Below are 16,096 nucleotides of genomic sequence, written 5' to 3' on the forward strand. Positions count from 1 at the left end.
ACTGCTGTGCTGCCGATCACTGCCGATCACTGCCGGTCGATCAGCTGACGTCCACCCAGTCCAGTGTCCGCTGGACTGCCTTCTGCCAGCCGGCGTACCCCGCGGCACGCTGCTCGTCCGACCACTGCGGCTCCCACCGCTTGTCCTCGTTCCAGTTCTGGACGAGCTCTTCCTTGGTCTTCCAGAACCCGACCGCGAGACCGGCCGCGTACGCCGCACCGAGAGCCGTGGTCTCCGCGACGACCGGCTTGCTCACCGGTACGCCGAGGATGTCGGCCTGCATCTGCATGGCCAGCTCGTTGGCCGTCACGCCGCCGTCGACCTTCAGCACGTCGAGCGTCACGCCCGAGTCCTTCTCCATCGCGTCGGCGACGTCCTTGCTCTGGTAGCAGATCGCTTCCAGTGTTGCGCGCGCCAGGTGAGCGTTGGTGTTGAACCGCGACAGCCCGACGATCGCCCCGCGCGCGTCGGACCGCCAGTACGGCGCGAACAGGCCCGAGAACGCGGGCACGAAGTACACGCCGCCGTTGTCCTCGACGGTCCGGGCCAGCGTCTCGATCTCACTCGCGCCGGAGATGATGCCGAGTTGGTCCCGCAGCCATTGCACTGCGGAGCCGGTCACGGCGATGGAACCCTCCAGCGCGTAGACCGGCGCCTCGTCGCCGAACTTGTAGCACATCGTGCTGAGCAGGCCGGCCTTGGACCGGACCAGCTCGGTGCCGGTGTTCAGCAGCATGAAGTTGCCGGTGCCGTAGGTGTTCTTCGCCTCGCCCGGTTTGAAGCAGACCTGACCGACGGTTGCCGCCTGCTGGTCCCCGAGGTCGCCGGTGAGCGGCACGACGCCGCCCAACGGACCGTTGGCCAGCGTCTCGCCGTACTTGTTCGGGTCCGACGACGGACGGATCTCCGGCAGCATCTGCCGCGGGATGTTGAAGAAGCTGATCAGCTCGTCGTCCCAGTCGAGCGTCTCGAGGTTCATCAGCATCGTCCGGCTGGCATTCGTCACATCGGTGACGTGTACGCCGCCGTCGGGGCCGCCGGTCAGGTTCCACAGCAGATAGGTGTCGGTGTTGCCGAACACGGCGTCACCGGCCTCGGCGGCCTCGCGGACGCCGTCGACGTTCTCCAGGATCCACTGCACCTTGCCGGCCGAGAAGTACGTCGCCGGCGGCAGACCGGCCTTCTGCCGGATCACGTCGCCCTTGCCTTCACGCTCCAGCGCGGAGGCGATCCGGTCGGTCCGGGTGTCCTGCCAGACGATCGCGTTGTAGTACGGGCGTCCGGTCTTGCGGTTCCACACCACCGCGGTCTCGCGCTGGTTCGTGATGCCGAGCGCCGCCAGGTCGCTCGCCTGCAGGTTGTTCGCGTTCAGCGCGGTCCGGATCACCGAGCTGGTCCGCTCCCAGATCTCCAGCGGGTTGTGCTCCACCCATCCCGCCTGCGGCAGGATCTGCTCGTGCTCCAGCTGGTGGATGCCCACCTCGTTGCCGGAGTGGTCGAAGATCATGAATCGGGTGCTCGTGGTGCCTTGGTCGACGGCACCGACGAAGTCAGCCATGGAAAGTCCTCTCCTCACACAGGGGTGTCATGCGGTCTTCTCCTCGGGGATCCGGCCCGGCTCCTCGTCCGTGTCGGCGATCGGCAGGTTGCGGCCCACCAGCAGGTCGTACAGGAACCCGCCGACCAGGGCGCCGATGATGGGCCCGACTATCGGCACCCAGAAATAGATATCCCCGAACTGATCCTTGAAAGCTGTCCCGTATCCGGTGAGGAAGGACGCCAGTCGCGGCCCGAAGTCACGGGCCGGGTTGATCGCGTAGCCGGCATTGGTGCCCCAGGCCATACCGATCGCCACCACGATCAGACCCACGATGAACGGGGCCAGGTTCGCGGCCGGGGCCGTGTTGCGCAGGTCGGTGACGGCGAGGATCAGGAACATCAGGATCGCCGTACCGATGATCTGGTCCCGCAAGCCGCCCCACATGTGGACGCCGATGTCGGCGCCGTTGCCGGGCAGGGTGGAGAAGATGCCCTGGGTCTTGATCGTGTGCCCGGGATCCACCTTGCCGATCGCCTCGGTGTAGTTCCAGCGGACCACCAGAGCCGCCACGAACGCCCCGACGATCTGTGACAGCGAGTACGGCAGCACCTTCCTCCAGCTGAACCCGCGGAACGTCGCCAGCGCGACCGTCACCGCCGGATTCAGATGCGCACCGGTCATCCGGCCCGCCGTGTAGACCCCCAGCGTCACCCCGAGACCCCAGGCCCACGCGATCGAGTCGTGGCCTCCGATCCCGCCGGCAACCACCTGGGCCACCACGCCGACGCCGAACAGGATCAGGATGAACGTGCCCGCGAACTCCGCGCAACACTCCCCCAGGAGGGTTTTCGCCTTGACCGCTTCGGTCGTAGCCATACCGAACCTCCCTTCCCCGCCGTGACGACCACGGCTGGCTGGAATCTAGGAGTGACAACCAGGCGAAACAACGCCCACCGTTCGACATTGTCGAACGCCGATTCCCAGGCTGTGAGCTGCGACACACAGTAATCTCCTGATTACGCGGCCGACCATGCCAACCGGGTGCCGGAGTTCGGCGTCTGGGCTGTGGGTCAACTCGGTTTCGGGAGGGTTGGATGAGTGTGTCGCTGCTCGGGGGATGGTTTCCGGCGGTGCTGGAGGTGGTTGCGGCGGGGGTTCTGATCGCGGCCGTGGGGTGGCGGGACCGGCGGTGGCGGTTGGGGGTGGTGCCAATTGTCGTCGGGGCGGCGGCGTTCGTGACGTTGTTCGCGGCCTACCCGGGGGCCGAGTTGATCGGACTCACCGATCCGTTGCCGTTCTCGGTGTGGTTGTGGTTCGGGCTGGCGGTCGGCGCGTTGATCGTGCTGGGCGCCGGGTGGCGGACGGCGCGGTGGTGGCGGCGGGGTACGGCCGTGGTCGCGGCCGCGCTTGCCGCGTTGGTGTGCGCCAACGGGATCAATCAGTTCGTCGGCTACTACCCGACGATCGACTCCGCGGTGAACGACTGGACCGACACACCGCTGCCGGGTCAGGTATCGATGGCGGGCCTCGCCCACACGGCCGGTACGACGAAGCTCCCGCCGGCCGGGAGGCTGGTCGCGGTGAACATCCCCGCGACGTACAGCCATTTCAATCACCGGCAGGAGCTGGTCTACCTCCCTCCGATCTGGTTCCGCGGTGACCACCGGCCCGCGCTGCCGGTCGTCGAGCTGATCGGCGGCGAGCGCGGCGGTCCGGGCGACTGGGTGCGGCTCGGCAACGCCGTACAGGTGTCCGACGCGTACGCACACCGGCATCACGGGTACGCGCCGATCCTGGTCTTCGTCGACGCGACCGAGCGGTTCGACAACGACACCGAGTGCGTGAACGGCCCGCGCGGGAACTCTGCGGACCACCTGGACCAGGACATCCCGCACTTCGTCGAGAAGACGTTCGGCGCCTCGCACGACCCGCGGCAGTGGGCGGTCGCCGGGTTCTCGATGGGCGGCACCTGCGCCATCGACCTGGTCGTCGAGCACCCGGACGTCTTCGACCACTTCATCGACATCTCCGGCGACCTCGCGCCGTACACGAGCACGCCGGCGGCGAGCCTGCACGACCTGTACGGCGGCAACGTGGCGCTCGAGCACGCGAACGAGCCACTCCTGGTGATGCATGCCCACGGCAAGTACACGAACGTCAACGGCCTGTTCCTCACCAGCACCCAGGAGCTGCGGCACCAGCACGAGGCCGAGGAACTCTCGGCGGCCGCCGCCAAGGTCGGGATCTGGTCCCGGGTCGAGATCTCGCCCGGCACGCACGTGTGGCAGTTCGCCGCCCCGGCGTTCGCCACGGCCTATCCTTGGCTGGCGAACCAGCTCGAGGTCCCGCACTCGCAACGGCATCAGGAAGCGAGGCACACGAAACCGGCGTGATCCAGATACTCCGACGACTCGCGATCGGTCTGGTCGTCCTGGCGGTCGTGACCGCGATCAGCAGCGCGGACACGATCAGCGAGGTCCTCCGGCCGCAGCCCCGGGCTGCCGGTGAGGTCCGGGTCGTCGCGCTCGGCGACTCGGTCACGTCCGGCCACAACTGCGACTGCTCCGCGTTCCCCCAGATGTACGGCGACCTGCTGCACGACCGATCCGGCGCACCGGTGATCGTCAACAACCTCGGCGTCGCGGGCATCGACTCGAACGGTCTGCTGCAGCTGCTCGACCAGCGCAACTCCCCCGCCGAGCAGGCCACCGCAGCGGCGAACGTCGTACTGATCACGATCGGCGCGAACGATTTCGGCGACCACCACGACGACGTCACCAGCGGCCAGTGCACGGGTGACTGCGTGTCCGACGAGTTCGAGCAGCTCCAGGTCAACCTGGGCAAGATCCTCCACCGGATCCACGTCCTGCGGGCCAACCTGCCGACCACGATCCTGATGACCGGGTACTGGAACGTCTTCAAGGACGGCGATGTCGCCGAACGCCAGTACACCCCGAGCGGCCGGATCGCCAGCGACCAGCTCACCGTCCGCACCAATGCCGCGATCGCCGCCGCGGCCGGTGCGGACGACGCGACCTACGTCGACATCTACACCCCGTTCGAGAACAGCTCCGACATCACCAGCCTGCTCGCCTCCGACGGCGACCACCCGAACGCCGCCGGCCACGCCCTGATCGCCCGAACCCTCCTCGCCGCAACACCCAACCCTTTGACGCCGTCCCCACGTCAGGGAGGGTAGATCGACGGAGGGGAAACCAGATGAGCTTCGCGGACTTCGCGACCAGCCGCCACGGCGCGCTCTACAGGTACGCCTACCTGCTGGCCGGCGACCGCGGCCTGGCGGAGGACCTCGTCCAGGAAGCCCTGGTCAAGACGTACGTCGGCTGGCACCGCCTCCGCGATCCGAACAACGCCGAGGCCTACACCCGCCGCGTCATCACCACCACCGCGATCGACTGGTGGCGGCGTAAGTCCTGGCGTGCCGAGCTCCCCAACGACGACGTGCCGGACCGTCCCGCCGACCCGGACGACGTCACCGCCCGCGTCTGGCTGTGGTACGAACTGCAGAAGCTCCCGCCCAGGCAGCGCGCGGCGCTGGTACTGCGGTACTACGAGGACCTCACCGAACCGCAGACGGCCGAGGTGCTCGGCTGCAGCGTCGGGACCGTCAAGAGCCAGGTCTCCGACGCACTCAAGAAGCTCCGGACCCGTCTCGGGTCCGACGTCGTGCTGAAAGCAGGGATGACCGAATGACCGACCTCCTCCGGGACACCCTCAACGAGCGCGCCGACGGTATCGAACCGCCGCCCCTCGACCTCGACGGCATCGTTGCGGCCGGCAACCGGCAGATCTCCCGCCGACGGGCGCTGACCGTCCTCGGCGGCGCGGTCGCCACCGCAGCGGTTGCCGTCGGTGGCGCGACCCTGATCCGTCCCCGTACCCCGCGACCCCAGCCGGCCCGTCCGGCGCCGTACGTCGAACGCCGCGCGGTAACCTTTGCGCTCGGCAACAAGATCCACTACGGCAGCGATGTCATCCCGGTGCCGTCCAAGCACATCAACGCCTTCGTCCAGACCGATGCCGGCTTCGTGTTCCTTGACGAAGGCAACAACATCCACATCGCTGACCGGGCCGGGGTCCGTGCCACCGGAAAGGGCACGTGGCGCCTGACCGCCGACCACCGCGGCAGCTTGGTCGCGTGGGTCGAGGACTTCAACGACCATTGCGAGTCGGTGGTGTACGACGTCGCGGCGAACCGCGAGCTCGTCCGTACGCCCGCCGGCAACGCGATCCCCGCGAACGCCAGCCTTGCGTACGGCCCCAGGATCGTCGCCATCGACGGCAACACCGCGTACTTCGGAACGCTCAAAGGCCTGTACCGCTGGGACATCAGCACGAACAACGGCGAACTGCTGGCCAAGGTGCCCCCGGACGCCGTCCGAACCGTGTCCGCGGGTCAACTGGTGTACCAGCAACCGCTCGTCCAACCGGCCGCAGGGCATACGTTGAGGGTGGGTCCCACGCTGACCACCGGAGACAGAACCACGTTCGCCGGGGAGCAGGCGTTCCTGTCACCAGGCGCGAAGTACCTCGTGACGCAGCCGAACGACGCCTCCGCGGGCCCCCAGCCGGTCTGGTCCGATCTGCAACTGTACGGCGTGACGACCCCGACCGGTCGCCCGTTGCCGCGCACCAGCTATTGGAAATTCAGGTTCGGGCAGTGGCTCGACGACACGACCTTCACCGCGGCTGGAGCGCGACACACGTCTCGCAACGAGGCGGACCTGCTCGTTGTCGACGCCCGGACCAGCACCTACGGGGTCGTGGCGCCGGAGTTCTCCACCTACACCTTCAGCAAGACGGCACCGCGAACGACTCCGTTCGCGATGCCGACCGGCGCACCCATCTACGACTTGGGCTGATCCGCAGTCGCGGCCGGGGTGTCGGTGGGCTGGTTCTCCGGGAAGTGGCAGGCGGTTTGGTGGCCCGGCGCCAGTTCGACGAGGGGTGGCTCGACGGACTTGCAGATGTCCTGGGCCTTCCAGCAGCGGGTGTGGAAGCGGCAGGCCGGCGGTGGGTTGATCGGGCTCGGGACGTCGCCCTGCAACCGGATCCGCTCCTGCTTCTTCTTGCGCTTGGTGTCCGGCACCGGCACCGCGGAGAGCAATGCGACGGTGTACGGGTGCATCGGCTTCTCGTACAGGTCGACGCGGTCGGCGAGCTCGACGATCTTGCCGAGGTACATGACCGCGACCCGGTCCGACACATGCCGTACGACGGACAGGTCGTGCGCGATCATCACGTACGTCAGGTCGAACTCCTCCTGCAGGTCCTCCAGCAGGTTCACGACCTGGGCCTGGATCGACACGTCCAGCGCGGACACCGGCTCGTCGGCCACGATCAGCTTCGGCCGCAGCGCGAGCGTACGGGCGATACCGATGCGCTGCCGCTGGCCGCCGGAGAACTCGTGCGGGTACCGGTTGTAGTGCTCCGGGCTCAGACCGACCAGTTCGAGCAGCTCCTGGACGGCCTTCTTCACGCCGTGCTCGGTCTTCACGTGCTGCAGCCTGAAGGGCGCGCCGACGATCTTGCCGACCGTGTGCCGCGGGTTCAGCGAACCGTACGGGTCCTGGAAGATCATCTGTACGTCGCGACGCAGCGGCCGCATCCGGCCCTCGCCGAGGTGGCTGATGTCGCGGCCCTCGAAGACGATCTTGCCGTCGGTCGGCGTCTCCAGCCGGGTGAGCAGCCGGCCGGTCGTGGTCTTGCCGCAGCCCGACTCGCCGACCAGCGACAGCGTCTCGCCGCGGGTGACGTTGAAGGTCAGGCCGTCGACCGCCTGGACGGCGCCGACCTGACGCTGCAGGACGCCCTTGCGGATCGGGAAGTGCTTGACGAGGCCGGTGACCGACAGGATCTCCTCCCCTAGCTTCGGGGTCTTGGGAGTCAGCTCGGAGTCAGTAGTAGTCACAGTCGTCCCGTTCACAGCTTCGGCTTGATGTCGGTCTCCCACGCCTGCTGGCGGTTCTTCGGGGAGAGGTGGCAGGCGACCTTGTGGCCGTTGCCGGTGTCGAGCAGCTCCGGACGCTCCGTCTCGCTCGCGCCGCCGTTCAGGTGCGCGTAGTTGCAGCGCGGGTTGAACGCACAGCCCGTCGGCACGTTGATCAGGCTGGGCGGCGCGCCCATGATCGGGATCAGCCGCTCGCTCCGCTCCCGGTCGATCCGCGGCATCGAGCCGAGCAGGCCCCAGGTGTACGGGTGCTGCGGCTCGTCGAAGATCTCCTCCGCCGTGCCGTACTCCGCCGCGCGGCCGGCGTACATCACCTGGATGTCGTCGGCCAGCTCGGCGACGACGCCGAGGTCGTGGGTGATGATGATGACGGCCGAGTTGAACTCGCGCTGCAGGTCCCGGATCAGGTCCAGGATCTGCGCCTGCACGGTGACGTCGAGGGCCGTCGTCGGCTCGTCCGCGATCAGCAGGTCCGGGTCGCACGACAGCGCCATCGCGATCATCGCGCGCTGCCGCATACCGCCGGAGAACTGGTGCGGGTACGCGTCCACGCGCCGGTCGGGCTGCGGGATGCCGACCCGGTCCAGCATCTCGATCGCGTGCTTCCTCGCGACCTGCTTGCTGACCTGGTTGTGCACCCGGTACGCCTCGATGATCTGGTGCCCGACCGTGTAGAACGGGTGCATCGCCGACAGCGGGTCCTGGAAGATCATCGCCATCCGCTTGCCGCGCAGCAACCGGACTTCTTCCCGGCTCGACGTCACCAGATCCTGCCCGTCCAGGAAGATCTGGCCGCTGATCCTGGCGACACCCGGCGGGTGCAGGCCCATGATCGACAGACTGGTTACGCTCTTGCCGGAGCCGGACTCCCCCACGATGCCGAGGGTCTTGCCGCGCTCGAGCTGGAACGAGATCCCGTCGACGGACTTCACCACACCGTCGTCGGTCGGGAAATGCACCCTGAGGTCGCGGACGTCGAGGAACGCCTCGCCGCGTTCGACCCGCTGCACGGAGTCCTGCGGCCGGATCAGGTCTTCAGAATCGGTCACGAGATCCGCACTCTCGGGTCGACGACGGCGTACAGCAGGTCAACCACCAGGTTGGCCAGCACGATGAAGAAGGCGGCGACCAGGGTCACGCCCAGCACCTTCGGCAGGTCGTTTGCCCGCAGCGCGATGACGGCGTACTGACCGATGCCCGGGAGCGAGAACGTCGTCTCGGTGAGGATCGCGCCGCCCATCAGCAGACCGAGGTCGAGGCCGAAGATCGTCAGGATCGGCGTCAGCGCGGACCGCAGCCCGTGTCTGAGGACGACGTCCCGCTCGGTCAGGCCCTTGGCCCGCGCCGTCCGGACGTAGTCGTCGTTCATCGTCTCGAGCATGCCGGCCCGGGTCAGCCGGGCGTACGCCGCGGCGTACAGGAACGCAAGCGTCGTCCACGGAAGTATCAGGTCGTACGCCCACCAGATCGGATTGGTCTCGTCCATCGGGTTCGTACCGCCTTGCGCGGTCCATCCGAGGCCGTAACTGAAGATCGACAGCGCCAGCAGACCGGTGAAGAAGATCGGCAGCGACACCCCGGCCAGTGCCACCGACATCATGGATCGGTCCAGGACCGAACCGCGTCTCAGCGCGGAGATGACACCGGTGCCGACGCCGGTGACGAGCCAGATGAACGCCGCACCGCCGGCCAGCGAGGCGGTGACGGGTATTCGTGACACCAGGTCCGGCCAGACCGGCTGCTGGGTCAGGAACGAGTAGCCGAAGCACGGCGGCGGGCAGTGCTCCGTCGACGGGCCGTAGTTGTAGTCGGTCCCGACGACCAGGCCCTTCACGAAGCGCCCGTACTGCACGTAGAGCGGATCGGTGAAGCCGAGCCGCTCCGCGGTCTGGTGGATCTGTTCCTTGCCGACACTGCGGCCCACGTACCGCGAGGCCAGGTCGTCCGCCGTGGCACCGCCGAGCCGCGGGACCAGGAAGAAGATCGAGAACGTGACTGCCGTGACTATGAAGAGCAGGACCACTGCCCCGATCAACCGGCGGATCAGATATGCGAGCACCGTGCGCGGCGTGGTGGCCGGTGATCATCGCTGATCACCGGCCACCATCAGCCTTCACCTACCTCTGCTGGCGAAATGATGGTTGTTCAGAGCAACTACTTCTGCGCGAGCCCGATGGCCGCGTAGTCGTACATGTTCTGACCGTCGTTGCTGAAGACGTTGGCCAGCGTGTCCGGACGGTACAGCAGGCCCTTGGCCCAGATGCCCGGCAGCGCCGCCGCCTGCTCCATGACCTTCTTGTCGACGTCGACCCACAGCTTGTTACGCGCGGTCTCGTCGGTGGTGGACATCGCCTGGTCGATCAGCTTGTCGACCTCGGGGATGCGGATACCCAGGTTGGTGTTACCACCGGTGTCCCGGATGACCCGGCTGTCGACGATCTGGCTCAGGAAGCCGAAGCCGTCGTTCCAGTCGGCACCCCAGCTGTAGACGATCAGGCCGAGGCGGTTCGCCTTCGCGAAGTCCGGCTTGCCGGCGTACAGCTTGGTGTAGTCACCGGTCGGGTACGGCTTGGTGGTCAGGTTGATGCCGACCCGCTTCAGCGACTGCTGCAGCGTCTCGGCGACCGCCTTCTCCTTGGCCCGGTCGGTGCGGTAGGTGATGTTGATCGCGAAGCCGTTGGGCTGGCCGCACTGCTTCAGCTCGTCCTTGGCCTTGTCGACGTTGCCGTTCTTGTCGGTCAGGAAGCCGTAGTCGTCGAAGCTCTCCGCACCGGTGACACCCGGCGGCATCAGGTTCGTCGCGATGTCGCCGCCGATCGGACCGCCGTAGGCGCGCTGGTAGCCCTCGTGGTCGGCCGCGTACAGGACCGCCTTGCGGCAGTGCACGTTGTCCAGCGGCGGGACCTGGCTGTTCAGCACGGTCCAGTTCAGCCGCGGCGCCGGCACGTTGTCGGCGTGCGCCTTCAGGTTCGGGTCGGCGAGGATCTTCGCCTGGGTCTCGGGCTGCACGCCGGTACCGGCGAGGTCGACGTCCAGGTCACCAGCCAGCAGCCGGTTGTCGATGTCCGTGCCGTCGACGTTGTACGCGATGGTGATCTTGTCCGGCAGCGCCTTGCGGCCCGAGTCCGGGTCGGTGGCCGGGTCGTACTGGTCGTTGCGGACCAGGTCGAAGCCCTTGTTCGAGTCGTAGGTGCCGAACTTGTACGGGCCCGTCGCGATCGGGTGTTCCTTGTACTTCGCGCCGGTGTCCTTGGCCTGCGGCACCGGAGCCGTCGACGGCAGCTGCGCGAAGTAGTCGAAGCTGGCGAACGGCTTGTTCAGGTGGAACACGATGGTCTGGTCGTCGGGCGTCTCGATCGCCTTCGCGACACCGGCCAGCGTCTTGTCCTTGTAGACGCTGTAGCCCTTCGGGACGTCCAGCAGGAAGTCGTTGAAGTACGTCGGGCCGTTCGGCAGCGTGGCCTTGTCGAGCGACCGCGCGACGGCGTACTTCACGTCCTTGGACGTGACCGGCGTGCCGTCCTCGAACTTCACGCCCTTGCGGAGCTTGTACGTCCAGGTCTTCGCGTTGTCGCTGGGCACACCAGGAGCCTCGGCCAGGTCCGGGACCGGCTTCGCGCCCTCGGCACCCGGGACAGCCTTGAACGTCATCAGCGGACGGACGTAGTTGCGGACCAGGTTCCAGGACAGGCCGTAGTAGGTGTCACCGGGGTCAGTGGAGTCCCACTGCTCGGTGATCGCCATCCGCAGCGTGCCACCCTTCTTGTCGCTCGGGTTGAAGTTCTTCCCGACGGCCGCGTTGAACTCGGCCTTCGCGGAACTCCCACCGCTGGACCCCCCGCCGGGCGTCGCCTTGGGTCCCCCGCAAGCCACCAGGCTGAGGGCGACGGCCGCACTGACGGCGGTAACCGTCGTGATGCGATTCCATCTCATCTGTTGTTGCACCCCTTTTTTCGTGAGAGCCAGGCTCCCTGGTTGGAGAGAAGTCCTAGCGCGACCGCGGGTCTAGCGCGTCGCGCAGCCCGTCGCCGAACAGGTTGAACGCCAGCACGGTGATGAAGATGGCCAGACCCGGCGAGATCATGTACCACGGGTCGACGGCGTACCACTTCGCCGCGATCGACAGCATGTCTCCCCAGCTGGCTGTCGGCGGACGGACGCCGACGCCGAGGTAGGACAGGCCCGCCTCGAACAGCACGTTGGTCGGGATCAGCAGCGTCGCGTAGACCAGGATCGGGGCGATCAGGTTCGGGAGCAGCTCGGTGAACAGGATGTACGGGCGGCGCGCGCCGAGGCTGCGGGCCGCGTCGACGAACTCGCGCTCACGCAGCGACAGCGTCTGACCACGGATGATCCGGCCGATGTACGGCCAGCTGAAGAAGCCGATGATGAACACGATCAGCCCCACCCGCAGCGCGTCGCCGGTCAGGCCGAGCAGCGTGTCCGGCACCGCACCGACCAGCGCCAGCGCGAACAGCACCAGCGGGAACGCCAGGAAGATGTCCATCAGCCGGCTGATCAAGGAGTCGATCCAGCCGCCGAAGTATCCGGCGACGATGCCCATCACGACGCCGATCACCACCGACAGCAGCGTCGCCAGGAAGGCGATCAGCAGCGAGATCCGGGCTCCGTAGACGATCCGGGCGAAGATGTCGCGGCCGTTGAGCGGCTCGACGCCGAGTGGATGGTCCCAGCTGATGCCCCCGAACCGGCCGAGTGGCACCTGCCGCGACGGATCGACCAGATCCTGGTGGAAGTCGTTCGGGGTGACACCGACGAGCTTGCACAGCAACGGCGCGAAGATCGCGACCAGGATCAGGAGCACCACGACGACCCCGCCGCCGATCGCGACCTTGTCGCGCTTCAGCCGCATCCAGGAGATCTGCCACAGCGACCTGCCCTCGATCTTGCCGACGCCCTCGAGGATGGCGTCAGGCTGGGCCGACGATGCTCCGGGCTCGACCTCGAGTGGCGCACTCACGCGATAGGTCCCCCTGACTGGTTCGGTTTTTGAACAGGAACGAAATCCCGTAGGGCTGCGGCCTTAACCTGCCGCCATTACAGCGCGGAGTCAAACGCGGAAAGTGCTGCGTTGCCCGATCGTGATCGTCAGGAAATCGTCCCGTATCGTGGACGTTCCGCAGTAAACCACGCTCTCGCACCCACGGTCGCCGCGGCCTCGCGAACCGTTACTGCCATGGCATTTTTGTGTCAGTTCCGAGATCAGGGCCGTGATCAAGGCGATATTCGCCGGGTTTCAGCGCCGCATGCCGGAGAAGTAGACGAACGACAGCGGATCGATGGCCGGCTGGACGTTCTCGATGTCGTTGTGGGCGACCACGGCGAGTCTGCCCTGCCAGCTCGGGATCACCGGGACCTCTCGCGCGATCACGGTCTGTAGCTGACCGATGAGCTCGTCGCGCTTCAGCCCGTTCTGCTCGGTCCGTTGCTGCTGCAGCAGCTTCGTGGCCGCGGCCGAGCGGTACCCGTTCTGGAACGGTACGTCGGTCACGAAGGGCGCGAGGTAGTCGTCGGCGTCCGGAAACTCCGGGGTCCAGCCGAACTGGTACATGTCGTACGCCCCGGCCTTCGCGGCCAGCTGGTACTGCGGCCACTCCGCGCTCCGCAGGGTGACCCGGAACAACCCCGACGCCTCCAGCTGACGCTTCAGCTCGAGTACTTCGGCCTTCGCGCCGGTGCCGAACTGAGTCGGCGTCCAGCCGACCGTCAGCGGGACAGGCGCGGCGATGTTCGCGGCCTTGAGGATGGCCGCGGCCGCCGTCCTGCTCGGCTGCGTGTACTCCTTCTTGAACGCGTCCGTCTGGCCGCCGAACCCGGGCGGCACCACGGAGTACAGCGGCGACACGTGGTCGCCGTACGCCTTCTTCGCGATCGCCGGGCGGTCGATCAGCTGGGCGACCGCCTGCCGGATGGCCGGCTTGCGGGCCAGCAGCGACTTCATCTGGAAGGCGAAGAACCGGATCTCGGCGGAGTTGGTCTCGACCACCTGCACCTGGTCGGACTTGCGCAGTTTGTCCAGCAGGCTCGGACCGAATCCGTGGAACGCGACGTCCGCCTCGCCGGAGGTGACGGCCTGGTACAGCGCGGTCGAGTCCTTCAGCCGGCTGATCGTGACGCCGTCGTTCTGGGCGGCCCGCGGACCCTTGTACCCGGCGAACTTGGCGAGCGTGACCTCCGCGGGCTTGTACGACGCCAGTTGGTACGGCCCGCTGCCGACCGCCTTCGCATCGAGCAGCTTGTTCGCCGGGTACGACTGCTCGTCGACGATCGACGCGGCAGTCGTGGTCAGCAGGTACGGCAGGCGCGCGTCGGGGTTGGTGAGGTTGAACACCGCGGTCAGGTCGTCTGGAGTGCTCACGGACTTCACCGATGAGAACAGGTGTGCCGCTCCCCCAGGCGTCTTCAGCCGCATCATCCGGTCGAAGCTGAACTTCACGTCCGACGAGGTCAACTCGTGCCCGTTCGGGAAGGTCAGGTGCTCCTTGAGGCTGCACGTATAGGTCGTCGGCGAGTCGAACTGGCAGTCCGCCGCGTCCGGCACCGGGGTCGGCTTGTCGGGCATGATCGTCAGCAGCGTCTGGTACAGGTTCGCCTGGACGGTGCGGGAGCCGACGTCATACGGGCCGGCCGGGTCGAGCGAGGAGATCGAGTCGGTGGTCGCCACGCGCAGCAGCGCCGGCTTCGGCGACGTCTCCCCGGGGTGCGGCGCATTGTCGTCCGGCTGACCGCAGGCAGCCAGGGACACCCCCAGGGCACCCACAGCCACGGCCGCCGACATCCGGCGCACCCACTCACTCACCGTCTCACCTTCCCCAGCCCGTTACCCCACACAACGCCCCCGAGGGCACCAAGTGACGGTAGCTGGTCAATGGAGCAGGGAGCGCAGGGACTCCGGGGTGAGCGGTTCGAGCGACTTCACCACGAGGCGGCGGGGTGCGTCGGGGATCGCGATCCACTGCGGCACGGCGACCACGTACGCGCCGGCCGCCGTCCCGGCCTGGGTGCCGGTCATCGAGTCCTCGATCACCACGCAGTTGGCCGGGTCGACGCCGAGCTTGGCGGCGGCGGTCAGGTACGGCTCGGGGTTCGGCTTGCCGAGGGTCACCTCGTCACCGGCGACGATCACGTCGAAGGGCTCCGGCGGCAGGTGCAGGAGAACGGCGTCGATCATCTGCCGGTACGACGCCGAGACCAGCCCGCACGGCACCTCCTCCTTGCGCAGCGCCTGCAGCAGCTCGAGCGCGCCGGGCTGGAACGTGACCTCCTTGCGGAGCGCCACGATCACCTCGGAGAACATCCGGTCGGCCAGCTCCTCGGCGGTGATCACGCCCGCGGGGATGCGCGCCATCCAGACCTCGACGGCATCGCGCAGGTCGCTGCCGATCAAGGACATGCAGTCCTCGATCGTCCAGGTCGCGCCCAGCCCGGCCAGCAGCTCGAGCTGCACCTCCGCCCAGACCTTCTCGGAGTCGACCAACGTCCCGTCCATGTCCCACAGCACCGCTTGCAGGGCCGGCAACTACCGCTCCTCTACGTCGTTCGCTCAGATCAGATCGGGTCCATTCTCCCTGGTCGCGCCAGGCCCGGGCGTTTCGGGTCTCACCGACACGTTCCGCTGCGCGTGAAACCGGGCACACGGGTTCGCCGGAACACGTAGGCTGGCAGTCCGGTTTCCCGCCGGATTGCCTACAGAGACGACAGGGGGCCTGCGAGTGGTTGACCTCGCGAACCTGAGGGACCCGGTCGTGATCGCCGCGTTCGAGGGCTGGAACGACGCGGCCGAGGCGGCCACCGGAGCGGTCGACCATCTCGTCGACGAGTGGGACGCGGAGCTCGTCACGGCGATCGACCCCGAGGACTACTACGACTTCCAGGTGAACCGCCCCCAGGTGGGCCTCGACGAGGACGGCGTACGGCGGTTGTCCTGGCCGACGACCCGGATCTATCTGGCGCGCCCTGACGACACCGGCCGCGACGTGCTGCTGATCCGCGGCATCGAGCCGAACATGCGCTGGCGTGCGTTCTCCCGCGAGCTGCTGGAGATCGTCGACGAGTCAAACGCGCAGATCGTCGTCGTGCTCGGCGCGCTGCTCGCCGACTCGCCGCACACCCGGCCGATCCCGGTGTCCGCCACCTCGTCCGACCCGGAGCTCACCGCGTCGTGGAGCCTGGAGGCCTCGACGTACGAAGGCCCGACCGGTATCACCGGTGTCTTCGCCGACCTGTGCACCACGCTCGGCGTCCCGTCGGTCTCGATCTGGTCCGCGATCCCGCACTACATCGCCGGCACGCCGTGCCCGAAGGCCTCGCTCGCGTTGCTCGGCAAGATCGAGGCGCTGCTGGATCTGGCCATCCCCGAGGGCGAGCTGCCCGAGCTGGCCCGGGCCTGGCAGCGCGGCGCCGACGAGCTCAGCGAGGAGGACCCCGAGGTCGCGGAGTACGTCCAGTCGCTCGAGGAGCAGCGCGACACCGCCGACCTGCCCGAAGCCACCGGCGAGGCGATCGCGGCGGAGTTCGAGCGCTACCTCAGGCGCCGCAACAAGAACCATCCGAGCGACTAGGGC

Annotated in this window: 14 protein-coding genes; 5 read left to right on the plus strand and 9 right to left on the minus strand. The window is 67.6% G+C overall.

The features are described 5' to 3' along the window. Positions 1-40: 40 nt before the first annotated feature. Together glpK and EV653_RS10660 are read right to left on the minus strand one after the other, a co-directional pair. Positions 41-1,558 (minus strand): glycerol kinase GlpK, encoded by a 1,518-nt coding sequence (gene glpK, locus EV653_RS10655; RefSeq protein ID WP_134100885.1) that lies wholly within the window; start codon positions 1,556-1,558, stop codon positions 41-43. A 27-nt stretch (positions 1,559-1,585) separates the two neighbouring features. Then, complete coding sequence (locus EV653_RS10660; protein ID WP_134100887.1) at positions 1,586-2,416, minus strand: MIP/aquaporin family protein; 831 nt, start codon at positions 2,414-2,416, stop codon at positions 1,586-1,588. A 218-nt stretch (positions 2,417-2,634) separates the two neighbouring features. Between EV653_RS10660 and EV653_RS10665 the strand changes: the two genes are divergently transcribed. The 4 genes from EV653_RS10665 to EV653_RS10680 are packed head-to-tail and all read left to right on the plus strand — an operon-like array spanning position 2,635 to position 6,423. Beyond that, positions 2,635-3,933: an alpha/beta hydrolase gene (locus EV653_RS10665; RefSeq protein WP_134100890.1), complete on the plus strand. Its 1,299-nt coding sequence runs from the start codon at positions 2,635-2,637 to the stop codon at positions 3,931-3,933. Continuing rightward, positions 3,930-4,739: an SGNH/GDSL hydrolase family protein gene (locus EV653_RS41065; RefSeq protein ID WP_166679339.1), complete on the plus strand. Its 810-nt coding sequence runs from the start codon at positions 3,930-3,932 to the stop codon at positions 4,737-4,739. Before EV653_RS10665 ends, EV653_RS41065 begins: the two co-directional genes overlap by 4 nt. A 20-nt stretch (positions 4,740-4,759) precedes the next feature. Continuing rightward, entirely contained in the window at positions 4,760-5,254 is a 495-nt protein-coding gene (locus tag EV653_RS10675; protein WP_134100896.1) for a SigE family RNA polymerase sigma factor, read from the plus strand. Beyond that, on the plus strand, positions 5,251-6,423 hold the full coding sequence (locus EV653_RS10680) for a hypothetical protein (RefSeq protein ID WP_134100899.1): 1,173 nt from the start codon (positions 5,251-5,253) through the stop codon (positions 6,421-6,423). The genes EV653_RS10675 and EV653_RS10680 overlap by 4 nt, the downstream gene beginning before the upstream one ends. Here EV653_RS10680 and EV653_RS10685 read toward each other — a convergent pair. The 7 genes from EV653_RS10685 to EV653_RS10715 form a co-directional block, all read right to left on the minus strand. Further along, on the minus strand, positions 6,408-7,472 hold the full coding sequence (locus EV653_RS10685) for an ABC transporter ATP-binding protein (protein WP_134100902.1): 1,065 nt from the start codon (positions 7,470-7,472) through the stop codon (positions 6,408-6,410). The genes EV653_RS10680 and EV653_RS10685 overlap by 16 nt on opposite strands. 11 nt (positions 7,473-7,483) lie before the next feature. After that, positions 7,484-8,521, minus strand: a complete 1,038-nt coding sequence (locus tag EV653_RS10690) for an ABC transporter ATP-binding protein (RefSeq protein ID WP_238159808.1) — start codon at positions 8,519-8,521, stop codon at positions 7,484-7,486. Positions 8,522-8,556: 35 nt separating this feature from the next. Then, entirely contained in the window at positions 8,557-9,570 is a 1,014-nt protein-coding gene (locus EV653_RS10695) for an ABC transporter permease (RefSeq protein ID WP_134100904.1), read from the minus strand. Positions 9,571-9,665: 95 nt separating this feature from the next. Then, complete coding sequence (locus EV653_RS10700) at positions 9,666-11,444, minus strand: ABC transporter substrate-binding protein (protein WP_134100907.1); 1,779 nt, start codon at positions 11,442-11,444, stop codon at positions 9,666-9,668. A 55-nt stretch (positions 11,445-11,499) separates the two neighbouring features. Then, a complete protein-coding gene (locus tag EV653_RS10705) occupies positions 11,500-12,492 on the minus strand; it encodes an ABC transporter permease (protein WP_134100909.1) in 993 nt (330 codons plus the stop codon). Between the two features lie 276 nt (positions 12,493-12,768). Further along, on the minus strand, positions 12,769-14,331 hold the full coding sequence (locus EV653_RS10710; RefSeq protein WP_238159672.1) for an ABC transporter substrate-binding protein: 1,563 nt from the start codon (positions 14,329-14,331) through the stop codon (positions 12,769-12,771). Between the two features lie 66 nt (positions 14,332-14,397). Further along, the gene (locus EV653_RS10715; RefSeq protein WP_238159673.1) at positions 14,398-15,051 is read right to left on the minus strand and encodes an HAD family hydrolase; all 654 of its coding nucleotides are present in this window, start codon (positions 15,049-15,051) and stop codon (positions 14,398-14,400) included. A gap of 193 nt (positions 15,052-15,244) precedes the next feature. On the opposite strand from EV653_RS10715, the gene EV653_RS10720 reads away from it, so the two are divergent. Then, entirely contained in the window at positions 15,245-16,093 is an 849-nt protein-coding gene (locus tag EV653_RS10720; protein WP_134100912.1) for a PAC2 family protein, read from the plus strand. Positions 16,094-16,096: the final 3 nt, after the last annotated feature.

It is taken from the genome of Kribbella pratensis, from assembly GCF_004365355.1.
Classification (GTDB): Bacteria; Actinomycetota; Actinomycetes; order Propionibacteriales; family Kribbellaceae; genus Kribbella.

Coding starts and splice junctions, on each gene's coding strand:
- glpK (WP_134100885.1), bottom strand. CDS start 1,558: ATGGCTGACTTCGTCGGTGCCGTCGACCAAGGCACCACGAGCACCCGA.
- EV653_RS10660 (WP_134100887.1), bottom strand. CDS start 2,416: ATGGCTACGACCGAAGCGGTCAAGGCGAAAACCCTCCTGGGGGAGTGT.
- EV653_RS10665 (WP_134100890.1), top strand. CDS start 2,635: ATGAGTGTGTCGCTGCTCGGGGGATGGTTTCCGGCGGTGCTGGAGGTG.
- EV653_RS10675 (WP_134100896.1), top strand. CDS start 4,760: ATGAGCTTCGCGGACTTCGCGACCAGCCGCCACGGCGCGCTCTACAGG.
- EV653_RS10680 (WP_134100899.1), top strand. CDS start 5,251: ATGACCGACCTCCTCCGGGACACCCTCAACGAGCGCGCCGACGGTATC.
- EV653_RS10700 (WP_134100907.1), bottom strand. CDS start 11,444: ATGAGATGGAATCGCATCACGACGGTTACCGCCGTCAGTGCGGCCGTC.